This is a genomic window from Primorskyibacter aestuariivivens (assembly GCF_028023675.1).
Taxonomy (GTDB): domain Bacteria; phylum Pseudomonadota; class Alphaproteobacteria; order Rhodobacterales; family Rhodobacteraceae; genus Marinovum; species Marinovum aestuariivivens.
Map to the genome: position 1 here is coordinate 1 of NZ_JAQIOZ010000027.1, position 14,390 is coordinate 14,390.

At 60.5% G+C, this 14,390-nt stretch carries 15 protein-coding genes, 1 tRNA gene and 1 pseudogene; 5 read left to right on the plus strand and 12 right to left on the minus strand.

The annotated features are described in order from the left end of the window. A pseudogene (locus tag PGB28_RS20205) lies at positions 1–124 on the plus strand (IS481 family transposase); the annotation flags it as partial. A 40-nt stretch (positions 125–164) separates the two neighbouring features. Here PGB28_RS20205 and PGB28_RS20210 read toward each other — a convergent pair. Continuing rightward, a complete protein-coding gene (locus PGB28_RS20210; RefSeq protein WP_271423332.1) occupies positions 165–1,370 on the minus strand; it encodes a winged helix-turn-helix domain-containing protein in 1,206 nt (401 codons plus the stop codon). Between the two features lie 16 nt (positions 1,371–1,386). Then, positions 1,387–2,415 (minus strand): LacI family DNA-binding transcriptional regulator, encoded by a 1,029-nt coding sequence (locus PGB28_RS20215; RefSeq protein ID WP_271423333.1) that lies wholly within the window; start codon positions 2,413–2,415, stop codon positions 1,387–1,389. Between the two features lie 171 nt (positions 2,416–2,586). On the opposite strand from PGB28_RS20215, the gene PGB28_RS20220 reads away from it, so the two are divergent. The 3 genes from PGB28_RS20220 (at position 2,587) to PGB28_RS20230 (ending at position 3,480) form a co-directional block, all read left to right on the plus strand. Next, on the plus strand, positions 2,587–2,979 hold the full coding sequence (locus tag PGB28_RS20220; protein ID WP_271423334.1) for a tryptophan 7-halogenase: 393 nt from the start codon (positions 2,587–2,589) through the stop codon (positions 2,977–2,979). A gap of 73 nt (positions 2,980–3,052) precedes the next feature. Further along, positions 3,053–3,349, plus strand: a complete 297-nt coding sequence (locus PGB28_RS20225; protein WP_271423335.1) for a hypothetical protein — start codon at positions 3,053–3,055, stop codon at positions 3,347–3,349. A gap of 54 nt (positions 3,350–3,403) precedes the next feature. Then, a tRNA-Arg gene (locus PGB28_RS20230) sits at positions 3,404–3,480 on the plus strand. Positions 3,481–3,553: 73 nt separating this feature from the next. Here PGB28_RS20230 and PGB28_RS20235 read toward each other — a convergent pair. The 7 genes from PGB28_RS20235 to PGB28_RS20265 all read right to left on the minus strand — a co-directional run bounded on the left by PGB28_RS20235 (position 3,554) and on the right by PGB28_RS20265 (position 9,523). Continuing rightward, the gene (locus PGB28_RS20235) at positions 3,554–3,892 is read right to left on the minus strand and encodes a RidA family protein (protein WP_271423336.1); all 339 of its coding nucleotides are present in this window, start codon (positions 3,890–3,892) and stop codon (positions 3,554–3,556) included. A gap of 8 nt (positions 3,893–3,900) precedes the next feature. Then, positions 3,901–5,295, minus strand: a complete 1,395-nt coding sequence (locus PGB28_RS20240) for an NAD(P)/FAD-dependent oxidoreductase (RefSeq protein WP_271423337.1) — start codon at positions 5,293–5,295, stop codon at positions 3,901–3,903. Next, the gene (locus PGB28_RS20245; RefSeq protein ID WP_271423338.1) at positions 5,282–5,590 is read right to left on the minus strand and encodes a 2Fe-2S iron-sulfur cluster-binding protein; all 309 of its coding nucleotides are present in this window, start codon (positions 5,588–5,590) and stop codon (positions 5,282–5,284) included. Before PGB28_RS20245 ends, PGB28_RS20240 begins: the two co-directional genes overlap by 14 nt. Next, positions 5,565–6,665, minus strand: coding sequence for an NAD(P)/FAD-dependent oxidoreductase (locus PGB28_RS20250; RefSeq protein WP_271423339.1), 1,101 nt, complete (start codon positions 6,663–6,665; stop codon positions 5,565–5,567). Before PGB28_RS20250 ends, PGB28_RS20245 begins: the two co-directional genes overlap by 26 nt. Positions 6,666–6,730: 65 nt before the next feature. Continuing rightward, the gene (gene dctP / locus PGB28_RS20255) at positions 6,731–7,723 is read right to left on the minus strand and encodes a TRAP transporter substrate-binding protein DctP (protein ID WP_271423340.1); all 993 of its coding nucleotides are present in this window, start codon (positions 7,721–7,723) and stop codon (positions 6,731–6,733) included. A 34-nt stretch (positions 7,724–7,757) separates the two neighbouring features. Beyond that, positions 7,758–9,056 (minus strand): TRAP transporter large permease, encoded by a 1,299-nt coding sequence (locus PGB28_RS20260; protein WP_271423341.1) that lies wholly within the window; start codon positions 9,054–9,056, stop codon positions 7,758–7,760. Then, positions 9,053–9,523, minus strand: a complete 471-nt coding sequence (locus tag PGB28_RS20265) for a TRAP transporter small permease (RefSeq protein ID WP_271423342.1) — start codon at positions 9,521–9,523, stop codon at positions 9,053–9,055. Before PGB28_RS20265 ends, PGB28_RS20260 begins: the two co-directional genes overlap by 4 nt. Before the next feature lie 111 nt (positions 9,524–9,634). On the opposite strand from PGB28_RS20265, the gene PGB28_RS20270 reads away from it, so the two are divergent. Next, a complete protein-coding gene (locus PGB28_RS20270; protein ID WP_271423343.1) occupies positions 9,635–10,576 on the plus strand; it encodes a LysR family transcriptional regulator in 942 nt (313 codons plus the stop codon). 12 nt (positions 10,577–10,588) lie between these two features. On the opposite strand, the gene PGB28_RS20275 is transcribed toward PGB28_RS20270, so the two are convergent. The 3 genes from PGB28_RS20275 to nqrF all read right to left on the minus strand — a co-directional run bounded on the left by PGB28_RS20275 (position 10,589) and on the right by nqrF (position 14,379). Further along, positions 10,589–11,602, minus strand: coding sequence for an NAD-dependent epimerase/dehydratase family protein (locus PGB28_RS20275; RefSeq protein WP_271423344.1), 1,014 nt, complete (start codon positions 11,600–11,602; stop codon positions 10,589–10,591). A gap of 27 nt (positions 11,603–11,629) precedes the next feature. Then, positions 11,630–12,961, minus strand: coding sequence for a UDP-glucose dehydrogenase family protein (locus tag PGB28_RS20280; RefSeq protein ID WP_271423345.1), 1,332 nt, complete (start codon positions 12,959–12,961; stop codon positions 11,630–11,632). Positions 12,962–13,155: 194 nt separating this feature from the next. Next, complete coding sequence (gene nqrF, locus PGB28_RS20285; protein ID WP_271423346.1) at positions 13,156–14,379, minus strand: NADH:ubiquinone reductase (Na(+)-transporting) subunit F; 1,224 nt, start codon at positions 14,377–14,379, stop codon at positions 13,156–13,158. Positions 14,380–14,390 lie beyond the last annotated feature (11 nt).

Sequence of the window (14,390 nt, forward strand, 5' to 3'; positions counted from 1 at the left end):
CGCCCGCAGGCTCAAGACCCTCAGCGGGCTGACGCCTTACGAATACATCTGCAAGATCTGGACTTCAGAGCCAGATCGTTTCATCCTAAATCCGATCCACCAAATGCCGGGACTGAACATCTAGGCTGAGTCGGTAACAGCAGAATGACACTCTGCAAGCCGCGTCAGTGCTGCCGCAACCATCCGTCAGAAAAGGCGACCTGGCTGACGCCTGCGAGCCGTGTGACGCGGTCCAGTTCGGCTTCCAACCGCTGTTGTCGCGCCTTGCCCCATCGCAGGCCAGCCTCCGGCCAAAGCCCCGTCACGTTGAGCATACCGGTCTTGCGGTCCGCCTTCATGTCAATGCGCCCGACAATGCGCACGCCCTCCAGCAAAGGGAACACATAGTAGCCATATTGCCGTTTGGCTTCGGGCGTGAAGACTTCGATCCGGTAGGCGAAGCCAAACAGCCGTTCCGCGCGTTTGCGATCCCGCAGGGCCGGGTCAAAGGGGCTGAGCACGCGCAGACGTCCGGTTGGTTCCGGGGCATCCTGCGCCTGTTGCAGCACATCCGGAAAGGCAAACTGCCTGCGCAGGCTGCCATCCGTGTTTTCAACGTCGATCTCGATCAGGTCGCCGCGCGTCAGGGCATGGGCGCACCAGTCGCGCGCTTCGGATACCGTGACGATGTCCCAAAAGGCCGCGAGTTCGCCGCTCGTGGCAAATCCCAGCCGGGACAAGGCCCCGCGCATCAACCGGTCGATCGTGTCCGTTTCGGTCCATTCCGCCTCGCGCAGAGTGCCCGGAATAACGCGTTCTGACAGGTCGTAGAATTTACGAAACCCCTGGCGGTGACAAATCTCAAGTTCTCCGGTGCGCCAGAGATATTCCAGCGCTGTCTTGGCCGGGTGCCAGTCCCACCAGCCTCCAGATTTCCGGGACGTATCTGGCCCAAGATCTGCCGAGGTGGTCGGACCGTTTGTGCGAATGTGATCCCGAATGCGGTGGAACTCTTCCTGAAAGCCGTCTCTGCCCCATTTCGGCCAACGTTCCGCCAATCGAACCGCATCACGCCTGCGTTTCAGCGCCCAGGCCGGATAGAACTCTATCGGGATGACCGCCGCATCATGGGTCCAGTGTTCAAACAGAGCCCGGTCTTGTTCCAGCAGCCGCCCAAGATTGCCGCAGCGGTATCGCGGACGCCGCGAAAACAGGATCAGATCATGCGCCCGGGCCACCGTGTTGATGGAATCGAGCTGCACGAATCCCAGCTTTTGGATCACGTCCTGCAACGCAGCCCCATGGCCCAGCCCCGCCGGTTGCTCAGCAAGGCCATGTTTGTGCAGAAACAGCCTTCGGGCCGTGCGATTGTCGATGACTGGGGGAGTCACGTCCGAGCAGGTTGCATCAGTAGCGTTTCAGCGTATCGCCAAAGGAAATCTTGGGCGAAAGTTCCACGATCTGACCACTATTACCCGCATCTTCCTGACCCAGCCGTTCGATCAGAATCTGCGCAGCTTTTTCACCGATTTCGCGGCGGCAGCTGTCCATGGTGGCCAGCTTGCGGGGCAGGCCCTGCAACAGTTCGACCCCGTTGAACCCGGCAAGCCCGATCTGGCCGGGCACGTCGATGCCCTGTTCCAGCAGCCACAAAAGCCCACCGGCCCCGATCATGTCGTTGGAATAATACAGGAAATCCAGATCCGGCGAGCGTTCCAGCATGGTCTGGGTCATCTCGCGCCCCTTAGCCAGCGCAGAGCCACCGGAGTAGAACTCCTGATCCATGATCTCGACGCCTTCCTTGGCCAACGCCTCGGTGAAGCCTTCAAAGCGTTTACGGGCGCGGTGATCGAGCGGCATTTTGGTGCCCATGAAACCGATATTCTCATAGCCCTGTTTGAGGATCGCCTGCGCCATCTGACGCCCGGCGCGGCGGTGCGAAATCCCCACGGCGCAATCAACAGGTTTGCCATCGGTATCCATGATCTCAATCACCGGAATGCCACTGGCCTTGAGCATGGCGCGTGACGCATCCGAATGCTCGACACCGGCAATGATGACGCCGGAAGGACGCCAGGACAGCATCTCGAAGAGCACCCGTTCTTCTTTCTCGGGCATGTAGTCGGTGACACCAACCACTGGCTGCAGCTCGGTATCTTCCAGAACGGCGCTGATCGCGCTCATGACTTCGGGAAACACCATGTTGCTGAGCGAGGGGATGATAACCGCCACCAGATTGACCCGCTGGCTGGCCAGAGCACCGGCGATCTTGTTGGGCACATAGCCAAGCTGTTTTGCGGCGGCCAGAACCTTTTCGCGGGTTGCAGCGCTCACATCGCCCCGGTTCCTCAGAACGCGGCTCACGGTCATTTCCGACACGCCAGACGCCTCAGAGACGTCGCGTAGCGTGAGCGGTCGGTTCGTGTCTGATGTCACTTGGATTATTCCTGACTGATATATCCGCCACGTTAGCGCAAACCGGGACCGGGGATCAAGCACACCCGCACGCGCAACACGGGCATAAGCTGTCACAAATCAAAGTGTTCTTTACCTTGGGTCAATGGTCGATGCTGCGCAAATCGGGAAGACAGACCAGAGGACGGCCACATGGGAGAGCCACTGAAAACAGTAACAATCGTGGGCGGCGGTACGGCGGTTTGGTTGACAGCGGTCATGCTCAGGACGCTGTCTGAAAAATCACTGAAAGTGCAGCTGATCGAATCCCCGAACATCCCGACCGTCGGTGTGGGCGAGGCCACGGTGCCGCAGATGCCGATGACGCTGAACATGCTGAAAATCCCGATGCACGCAGTTTTCCGGCGCTGCAACGCATCGTTCAAGCTGGGCGAGCTGTTCCGAGACCGAAGCACGGATGCTGATGGCAAGCTGGTGAATCACCTTCACGCGTTTGGACGGCCTTTGCAGGTGGCGGCGTGGATAGTTGCGACCACCACCAGATTTTTGGATCGAGCGCAGCGATGGGTCCGCGGGGCATCTTGAGCAACGTAGACGCCACTCAATCGACCTTGAGACCGGGCATTTGTTCCACCACCCCACCTATCAGGTGGTTCTGATGGGCAAGCTTGTCCATGATATCGGATATGGTACCGGGACATTCACCCGCCGCGTCGCGCTGAACCGGGAGCTTAGGACCAAGCTTTTGCTGAAATCCTCCCAGGAACGCGCCAAGATTGTCGAGAAATGCGCGGACCACCGGCTTGGGCTGATGGCCATTCGCGGCGATCTGGACAGCGCAATGGGCAAGGGCAGCCCCCTGCCCGGAATTGGCGGCACTTTCCGTACCACGAAGGGCGCACGCGAAATCGGAGCGAAACCCGGCCAATCCGGTCTGTTCGGAGAAGGCCCGTAAGCCGGGATTTACGGGCTGACATCGCGCTCACTTCGGGATATGCAGCCCCCAAGCGGCCCCGTGGCTCAACTGGATAGAGCAGCCCCCTCCTAAGGGGCAGGTTGCAGGTTCGAATCCTGCCGGGGTCGCCAGCGCGCTTCCCGTAGCGGTTCTGCCTATGGCGGTGGGCTGTGAATTCGCCTCAGATCCAGCCTGCCGGCAGGCTCAACAGGCCGCCGTCACGATGATTTCGACCTTGAGGTCGGGTTGAGCCAGTTTGGCTTCGCCACAGGCGCGGGCGGGAGCGTGGCCTTCGGGCACCCAGGCGTCCCAGACCGCGTTCATCTCGTCGAAATCGGCCATGTCAGCGAGCCAGATCACCGCCTGGAGCATCTGTTGGGGTGAAGAGCCCGCCTGTGCAAGCAGCGCTTCAACCCGCGACAGGCAATCCATCGTTTGTTCGGCAACCGTCGCCCCGTCGCCAACCTGACCACAGAGATAGGCGACGCCGTTGTGCTTGACGATCTTGCTCATCCTTGTTCCGGTGTGAATACGTTCGATCATGATCCCTCCTATTCCGCCGCGTCTGGTTCGGGCGTGTCCATCATTGCCAATTCGCCAAGTGTTACTGGCTTTAGCGGCGGTCGGATACGGTAATATCCCGTCTGCTCCGGCGTTTGGGCATTGGCCTCGGCCAACAGCGCGGTCACGGTCAGGCCACAATAGCGGCCCTGGCACGGCCCCATGCCAGGGCGGCCAAAGGCTTTGGTCTGGTTCGGGCCCAGACAGCCAAGCCCCGCATAGCGGCGAATATCACCAGCCGTCACCTCTTCGCAGCGGCAGACAATCGTGGCGTCTTCGGGCGTCAGAGCAGGTTGATAGGCAGGGTATGCTTTGTCGAGGAACGGGCGGATAGCGTTATCCGAAGCGCGGCTGCGCAACAGCGGGGCGGCACGCGCGTCGCGTTGCTGCACGGTAAGCCTGCCAACCGCCTCGGCGATGCGGATCGCGGCGATACGCCCGGCCATCTCGGCCACTTTGGCGCCGCCGATCCCCGCACCGTCCCCGGCGATGAAGAGACCGTCAACGCCAGTCCCGCCCCAGGTATCGAGCTCTGGCACAAAGCACTGCTGCCCGTCATCCCAGCGATGCGGCACGTCCAGGGAGCGCGCGGCTTGCGTGTTCGGAACGACACCGTGATGCAAAAGCACCGTGTCACAAGCGATCCGCTTTGCACGCCCAGCGACGTTGAACGTAACCGCCTCGGCCTGCGCGCGCCCCTCAATGGCGATGTCCGTGGCCCCGACATAGCGCGGCACACGCGCCCGGATGATCGTGGCCAGCATCCTGACCCCCTTGACCAGATAGGGCCAGCCGCGCATCGCTCCACCGATATCCCGCATGGCGCGCGCCATGTCACCGCGCGTCTGGGTCTCGACAAGCGCCATCGGTGGTGTCCCGGCGCGCACCATCTGGGCGGCAATCAGATAGAGCAGCGGCCCCGACCCGACCAGCACCGCCCTGCGAGCCAGAACACCGGATTGTTTCAAAAGGATCTGACCAGCCCCTGCGGTCATAACGCCGGGCAAGGTCCAGCCGGGTACAGGCATCGGACGTTCCAGCGCCCCGGTCGCAAGCAGGATATGGGAGCCCGTGATCTGCGCAGCGCGACCATCCTTGGTAAAGGAGACACGAAACCCGTCCTCGATCGACCAGACCATTGCTCCGGTGAGATGCGTTGTGCCGGATGCACGCAGTCCCCCTGTCAGCGTCCGCCCATAGGTGAAGTCCTTGCCCAGAATGTCGCCTCGTTTGTCGGCCACGCGATCCACATCGCGGTAGATCTGTCCTCCAGCGCGCGGTTGCTCGTCCAGCAGGGTCACTGTCAATCCGTGGCTGGTGGCTTCGGTCGCGGCAGCCATGCCCGCGGGACCTGCGCCAATGACGATCAGGTCATTCTGTTGCATCTGTCGCCTCCCCGGTGCCCGGGCGCGATACGCACAGCCCTTGGGTCACCTCCAGCATGCAGGCCTGCCGCACGACGCCATCAATCTCGACCAGACAGTCAAAACAGGCCCCCATCATGCAAAAGGGCGCGCGCGGTGCACCTGATACGGGCGTATGGCGAAATACCTGTACACCGGCAGCCAGAAGCGCGGCGGCAAGGTTGGCCCCGAGCGGCAGCTCAAACACATCGCCATCGAAGGTGACAGGCACTTTCGGGTTGCCTTCAAGCTCAAGAAATGGCGAAGCGGGTTTCACTGAACACCTCCAGATCGGGCGCGGCATCTGTGCGTTCCATCCAATCCGGCAGAAGGCGCGCATGCGCGGCGGCAAGCGTGATGCCGCTGTGACAGGTCACGAGGAAAGCCCCGGGCATCTGCGGGCTTTCCTGATAGATTGGCAGGCCATCGGGCGACAGCACCCGCAACGCGCCCCAGCTGCGCACCAGCTGCGCCCGGGCCAATGCAGGGTAGGCGGCGATGGCCTCGGCGGCGAGGCCGGACAGCCCCGGTTGGGTCACGCGGTCGTTCAGCCCAACCTCTTCATTAGTGGCCCCGATCTGAATGCCGCCTTCATCGACCTGACGGGCAATCAGCGAGGGGCGGTTGATCAGCTTGGGCAGTTTCTCGGTAATCAGCACCTGACCGCGCTGCGGCCGGATCGGTGCTTTGAAGCCCAGTTTCGGGCCAAGCTCTGCAGCGCCCAGCCCTGCGGACAGGACCACCTTGGCAGCGCCGATTACCGTCCCGTCGCTGCATTGGATGTGGAACCCGTCAGGTTTGGTTACATCCGTTACGGTTTTGCCATTCAGCACCGTACCACCCATGCGCCTGACATCATCGGCCAGCGCGGTCAAAAGCCTGAGCGGATTTGCATGGCCGTCCTGATGATGCAGGATCGCACCGACCACTTTGGGGCCGATATGCGGCTCTTCCTTGCGCAGCGCGTTGTGGCCCAGCACCTCATAAGGGTAGTCGCCGTCCAGTTGCGCCTTGAGCGTTTCGTATTTTTCGACCGTCTCCTGTAGCGTCTCTTCCGAGAAATGCAGGTCATAGCCGCCCTTTTGCTCAAGCGGGACTGCGTGGCCGGTATTATCACCCAGTTCCTCGGCAAACTCGGCCCAGATCGCGGCGGATTGCTGAGACCAGCGGGCATAGCGGGGTTGGTTCATGCCTTTGGACTGGACCCAGACCAGCCCGAAATTGCCCCGGCTGGCGCGGAACGCCCCGTCATCGCCGTCGATCACGATGACACGTTTGCCCCGTTTCAGAAGCCCCCAAGCCACGGAAAGGCCGACAACTCCGCCGCCGATGATCGCATAATCCGCTTCCATCGCGCCTCTCCCCGGTTGAAGGTTTCCGAATGTGGGGCGGCACTCAGCGCCGCCCCGTTGCTTGATTATTGGCCCAGTTGGTCGAGGATCGCCTGGCCCCATTCGGCACCGACATCTTCAAGAACTTCCGGCCAGACCTCGGCGCGGACCTTGGCAGCCATTGCGGCCAGTTGTTCGTCGGTCAGTTCGACGATGGTCGCCCCGACCTCATCGGCCAGACGCTGTTCCCACTTGCCCTGATCTTCCTCGGCCACGGTCCAGCGTTGTGCTTCGAACTCTGCGGCAGCAGTCTTGAGCGCCTCGGCATCCTCGGGGTCCATCTCGGCCAGCGAACCGTTGGAGATGATCATGTACCAGACCTCGAAATGGGTATTGGCCGGGACATAGGCCTTGGTCACGTCCCGGAAAGAGGCGTAGTAGCCTTCCGCGCCCGAGCCGATCACGCCATCAACCACGCCAGTCTGAATCGCGGTGAAGGCTTCCGAGAACGGGATGGGCGATGGGATATAGCCAAGCGCCTGACCGGTCAGCTGGAAGGATTTGATACCGGGCACGCGCACCTTGATGCCGTTGGACTGGGACGGATCGCCGGGGTTCACCGGATCGGTGTTGAGCGAAATCCCCCCGAAATACACCGGATAGGCGGCCAGCATGGTGATGTCCTGTTCGGCATAAAGCCCAGCCATGACCTCGCGCACCGGACCATTCGGGCCATAGGCGGCGCGCGCCTCGTCCCAGCTATTGGCGAGATAGGGGAAGGAGCTGATCTGCATGCGTCGATCAGCGGCGGTTGCGGCGGGTTGCGTCGCCATGTCGATCGCGCCCACGCTGATGCGTTCCTGCACGGTCGTGTAGTCGCCCAATGCAGACGCCGGAAAGAGATTGATGTTCACATCGCCGCCGGTGGCATCGGCCACAGCTGCGGAAAAGGCACGCAGTTCCACGTCAATGGTGGCGTCCTGCGGGCGCACATGGCTCATCTTGAGGTCCTGTGCGCTGGCAATACCCGACAGCACGATCAGGGCTGCGGCGGCAGTGCCGGTCAAAAGGTGTTTCATTTATTTGTCCTCCGTTGGATTATTTTGGTTGGGGTCAGTAGCCGAACAGTTTCGGCAGGAAGAGCGACAGGTCGGGCCAGAGCGAGGTCAGAAAGACCACCGGCACATAACCGGTAACGATGAGGATCATGGCGGGCGGGATCACCTGGGTGACCTTTACGTTGCCGATCCGCGCCCCGAGATAGAGGATCGACGCATAGGGCGGCGTCACCCCGCCCATCGCCGTGTTGACGCCCATGATGGCGGCGAATTGCACCGGGCTGACACCGATGGCGTTCATCAGGGGCAGGAGCAGCGGCGCAATCAGGATGATCGCGGTGACATCATTCACCACCATGCCCACAAGGAAGAGCAGAATGTTGATCATGATCAGCAGCAGCACCTTGTTTTCCGTGATCTCGAAGATCGAGCTGACAAGCTGCTGCGGGATGCTTTCATAGACGAACATCTGGCCAAGGATCATCGAGAACAGGATCATGATCATGATCGCGCCCACGGCGGTGGCGGCCTCTTTGCCGGCCTCAAGGAAGTTTTCCCAGCGCAGGCCCTTGTAGACGAAGAAGCCCACGGGGATGGCATAGATCACTGCCAATGCGGCCGCTTCGGTCGGCGTCATGATGCCGCCATAGATGCCGCCAAGGATCATCACCGGCATGAGCAGCGCGGGGGTGGCATTGAAGCCGCGCTTGACCACCTCGTTGGACAATTCGCTGAAGGTTGGCTTTTCATCCAGATGCAGGTTGAACTTGCGCGCCATGATCAGGTTCACGACCGAAAAGTTGAACATGATCAACAGGCCGGGGCCAAGCGTGGCAAGGAAACAGGCAAGGATCGAGGTATCGGTCACCCAGCCATAGACGATCATCGTGACCGAGGGCGGGATCAACAGGCCAAGGATCGAAGAGTTCGCGATCAGCGCGGTGGCGTAGGCGCGCGGATAGCCACGCTTTTCCATCTCGGGGATCAGCAGCGGACCAATCGCGGCAATGCCGGTCAGGCCCGATCCGGAAATCGCCCCGATCACCGCGCAGGACACTGCCGCCACCACGCCCAGACCACCCCGGACATGGCCGATAAACGCGTTCACGAACCGCAAGAGCGAGGCCGCAATTCCGCTTTCGGACATGATAGTCCCGGCAAGCACGAAGAGCGGAATGGCCAGCAGCACCGGGTTGCCCAATTGCTGGAACCCCCAGAGCATCATGCCCTTCATCGTCACATCCCCGATAAAATACATGACCATCAGCGCCGCGCCGAAGCAGTAGGGCAATGGCACGCCCAGCGTCAGAGTGAGAACCAGAATGGCAATGGCCAGAAGGGCAATCTCGATCATTGCACCGATCCTTTGGCAAGGCTGCGCACATGGCCCCAAAGGTGCCAGGCCGTGTAGACCATCATCAGCGTCAACCCGATCAGGAGCGCGATTTCAGAATAGAAGGTCGGGATGTAGAGGGTCGGGCTTTCCTTCCAGACCCGCCACGCATAGCGCGTGTAGTCCCAGGCCCAGGACAGAAGCCACAGCCCGACGATAAGGCTGATCACCTCGCCGATGATTGCAAGCACGGTATGCTGCCGTTCTGACGTCAGCCAAAGCTCCAGCACATTCGCCCGGATATGCGTATTCTCGCGCGAGGCATTCACAGCCCCGATGATGTAGAGCCACAGCGTCGGATAAAGCATCGTCTCTTCCAGCCCCATGACCGGGATCTGCAGCACATAACGGGTGATGACCTGCACGAACTGGCCAAGCGCCACGATGCCAATCAGCGCCGTCAGCAGGTATTTCGAAAATCTGTCCATCGTCCCCCCGCTGTTTTTGTGTTTTCCAGCGTGGGGCCATTTCGATGGACAAGCGACATAAAATCAATTTAAAAATATCTTAGCTTCCATAAATTGGATTGATATACTTCGATGCACCTCTCGATCCGCCAGCTCACGACCTTTCGCGAAGTCATGCGCAGCGGGTCGATTTCTCAGGCCGCCAAGACCGTGGCAAGAACCCAGCCAGCGGTCAGCACGATGATCGCCACCCTGGAGAAAGAACTGGGGTTTGCGCTGTTCCTGCGTGAGCATGGCAAGCTGTCTCCGACCCCCGAGGCGCATTACTTCCTCGAAGAGGCCGAGGCGGTGCTGGAGCGTGTGGAACGCACCAAGCGCACGCTGACACGTATCGGCACGCTGGAGCGCGGCAAGCTGCGCATCGCGTGCCACCCGGCGGCGTCGGGCTTTTTTATGCCGCGCCTGCTGACCCAATTCGTCAAGGACAAACCGGATATCCAGCTTGCGCTGATCATGCGATCCTCGGGCGTGATCGAGGATCTGATCGCGTCGCAGCAATATGACATCGGATTCGCAGAAACCCCGGAACCCCGCGCGTCAATCGACCAGACCGATTTTGAGCTTGAATGCGTCTGCGTGATGCGGCGGGACGATCCGCTTGCGGCCCATGACGTCATCACGCCCGCGCTGCTGGACGGCAAACCCATGTCGGTGCTGTTCGAAGAGCACACGACCGCAACCCAGACCGAGGCGGCCTTTCTGTCAGCCGGGTGCCGGTTTCACAAATACCTCGAATTGCGGACATTTTTGCCCAGTCTGCAATTCGTCTCCGAAGGCTTGTGCTATGTGGTTTGTGACATGATCACGGCCTACAGCATTATCCTTCAATCTCCGGGGACGTCGTCGCTCACCCTGCGCCGCTTTACACCCCGGATCACAAACAGCGTATCCATCCTCACCCCGGGCTACGCCACACAGGCGCTCACGACGCAGGCATTCATCACCCATCTCACAGGGGCCGTGGAGCAGATGCAGCACGAGATCGGTCAGGAACTGTCGCAGCCTACAACGTGACGCGGGCCCGCATCAGACCTGATAATAGTCGCGGTACCACGCCACAAAACGGGCGACCCCATCAGCGACGCTCGTTTTTGGCGCATAACCGGTGAGGTCGCGCAACAGGCTTCCATCGGCCCATGTGGCCGGGACATCCCCGGGCTGCATGTCCATGAAATTCCTGTCCGCCTTCTGCCCCACCGCGCCTTCAATGGCTTCGATAAAGCTGAGAAGCTGCACAGGCTCAGAATTGCCGATATTGATCACCCGGTACGGTGCCACAGGCGACAGGCTGTCATTGTCTGCAATGTCTGCCGGATCCGCCGGGCGCTCGGGCACCGCATCCATCAACAACCTGATGCCCTGCACCAGATCGTCGATATAGGTGAAGTCCCGCTGCATGTCGCCGTGGTTGTAAACGTCGATGGGCTTGCCTTCGAGAATGGCCTTGGTGAACTTGAACAGCGCCATATCAGGGCGACCCCACGGGCCATAGACAGTGAAGAACCGGAACATCGTGGTCGGGATGTCATAGAGATGGGCATAGGAATGGCCCATCGCCTCATTCGCCTTTTTCGTCGCGGCATAGAACGACATCTGCGTGTCTGCCTTGTCCGTTTCCGCATAAGGCATCGCGGTATTTGCGCCAAAGACCGAACTGGTCGACGCCATGAGAAGGTGTTTCACCGGTGTGGCGCGCACCGCCTCCAACAGGTTGAAGGTGCCGATCAGGTTCGCCTCGACATAGGAGCGCGGGTTGTCGATGGAATAGCGCACCCCCGCTTGCGCGGCGAGGTGGATCACCACATCCGGCTTTTCCGCGGCCAGAAGGTCCATAAGCACGCCATCGGCCTCAAGCCGGTCATTCACAGCGCGAAACCCCGAGTTTTGCAGGAGCATCTGCTGGCGGCGCTGCTTCAGCTTGACGTCGTAATAGTCGGTCAGGGCGTCAAAGCCCACGACCTCCCAGCCCTCGTCCAGAAGCCGGGAACAGAGGTGATATCCGATGAAACCGGCCGCACCGGTCACAAGCGCCTTGGCCATGTGATCTCCCTTTCGCCGGTTGTGCTATCAGCCTGACATTACGTCCTGTTCGCGGCCGCGCCCGATCGAGGCATAGTCCACGAACCCGGCCTCTTTCGCCATGGCGGCGTTGTAGATATTGCGCAGGTCCGCCATTCGCGCGGTGGTCATCGACGCCGCGATACGGCCCAGGTCGAGCGCGCGGAACTCGTTCCATTCGGTCAGGATCACCACGAGGTCCGCCGCATCCGCCGCCGCATAGGCGTCCTCGCACCAGGTGACCCCGGGCAAAAGCGCTTCGCCCTCATGTTTGCCCTGCGGATCGGTCACGCGCACCTCGGCCCCGCCGCCCACCAGCGCAGGCACGATGGTCAGGGACGGGGAATCCCGCATGTCGTCGGTATTGGGTTTGAACGTCACGCCCAGCACCGCCACCTTCTTGCCGTTGAAGCTGCCGCCACAGAGGTCCAGGAGCTTGTCGACCATGCGGCGTTTGACATCTTCGTTGATCTTGATCACCGCCTCGGTGATCACCATCGGGCAAGCAAAGTCCTGACCGATGCGGGCCAGCGCCTTGGTGTCCTTGGGAAAGCACGACCCGCCATAACCGGGACCCGCATGCAGGAACTTGTTGCCGATCCGGCCGTCCAGCCCCATGCCCTTGGACACCTGCTTGATATCGGCGCCGGTCTTTTCGCACAGCGCCGCGATCTCGTTGATAAAGGTGATCTTGGTCGCCAGAAACGCATTTGCGGCGTATTTGATCATCTCGGCGCTTTCCAGATCGGTTGTCACGATCGGGAAGTCGCGCAGATACAGCGGTCGGTAAATGTCTTCCATGACTTTTGCGGCGCGATCCGTTTGCACGCCAACCACCACGCGGTCGGGTTTCATGAAATCGTCAATCGCCGCGCCTTCGCGCAGGAATTCTGGGTTCGAGGCCACATCAAAATCGAGCTCGGGATTGGCCTCGGCCAGTACCTCGGCAACCGCGCGGTTCGTTCCAACCGGAACGGTTGATTTGGTGACGACCACGATATAGTCCCTGGCGGTTTCGGCAATTTCACGCGCCGCGGCCATCACATAGGTCAGATCGGCATGCCCGTCGCCGCGCCGCGTGGGCGTGCCCACCGCAATGAACACAGCTTCGGCACCGTCCAGCGCCTCGGGGAGGTCCATGGTAAAGGACAGGCGGCCGGCCTCGACATTCTTTTCCATCAACCGGTCAAGACCGGGCTCAAAGATCGGCACCTTGCCCGCGTTCAGCATCTCGATTTTCTTGGGGTCCTTGTCGACACAGACCACGTCATGGCCGAAATCCGAGAAACACACACCAGACACCAGGCCAACATAGCCGGTCCCAATCATCGCGATCTTCATCAAAACGCTCCTTGCGTAATTGGGGGGTTATCTGCGCCAGAGGGGTTCGTTTCGCAAGGGTAAAAGCATGTGGTTTTGCTTCAGACCTGCGCATACGGGCGGCTTTTGGCGCAATGTGGCCCCCCAAAGGACAAGGGCACAAACAGCCTTTTGCGCCGTTTGTGCCCTTGTGTTTCGGTCCAATTCACCGGGATTTACCCGCCGAAATCGTCCAGCATGATGTCTTCGCGATCCACACCCAGATCCAGCAGCATGTTGATCACCGACTGGTTCATGATCGGCGGGCCACACATGTAGAATTCGCAATCCTCAGGTGCCGGGTGGTTCTTGAGGTATTCCTCATAGAGCACGTTATGGATGAACCCGGTATAGCCGTCCCAGTCATCCTCGGGCAGCGCGTCAGAGAGCGCCACATGCCAGGTGAAGTTCGGGAATTCCTTGGCCAGCTCGTCGAAATCCTCGACAAAGAACATCTCGCGCTTCGACCGAGCCCCGTACCAGAATGTGATCTTGCGATCCTTGTTCTTCAGCCGTTTGAGTTGGTCGAAGATGTGGGACCGCATGGGCGCCATGCCAGCACCACCGCCGATGAACACCATTTCCTTGTCGGTGTCGCGGGCAAAGAATTCGCCGAAGGGACCAGAGATCGTCACCTTGTCGCCCGGCTTCAGGTTGAAGATATAGGACGACATCTGGCCCGGGGGGATCCCGTCGCTTCCCGGCGGCGGCGAGGCCACGCGGACATTGAGCATGATCATGCCCTTTTCATCCGGGTAGTTCGCCATGGAATAGGCGCGCTCCACCGGCTCGTCGACGATGCTCTCATATTGCCAGAGATTGAACTTGTCCCAATCCTCGCGATATTCCTCTTCAACGTCGAAATCGGTGTATTTCACGTGATGCGCGGGGGCTTCGATCTGGATGTAACCACCGGCGCGGAAATTCACGTCCTCGCCTTCGGGCAGGTCGAGGATGAGCGCCTTGATGAAGGTCGCGACGTTTTCGTTGGAACGCACGGTGCATTCCCATTTCTTCACGCCGAACACCTCTTCGGGCACTTCGACTTCCATGTCCTGCTTGACCGCCACCTGACAAGACAGCCGGTCGCCACAGGCAGCTTCACGCTTGGTGATGTGGCTTTCCTCCGTCGGCAGGATGGACCCACCGCCGGAGTGGATTTTCACCCGGCATTGCGCACAGGTGCCGCCGCCGCCACAGGCGGACGGAACGAACAGTTTCTGTTCCGCCAGCGTCTGAAGAAGCTTGCCGCCGGCAGGGACCGAAATGGTCTTTTCGCCGTTGATGGTGATGTTGACATTCCCGCTGGAGACCAGCCGCGAACGCGCCGCCAGAATGATCGTGACCAATGCCAGAACGATCAGGGTGAACAGGATGATGCCGAGGCTAAACGTTGCCATGTTCTCAATCC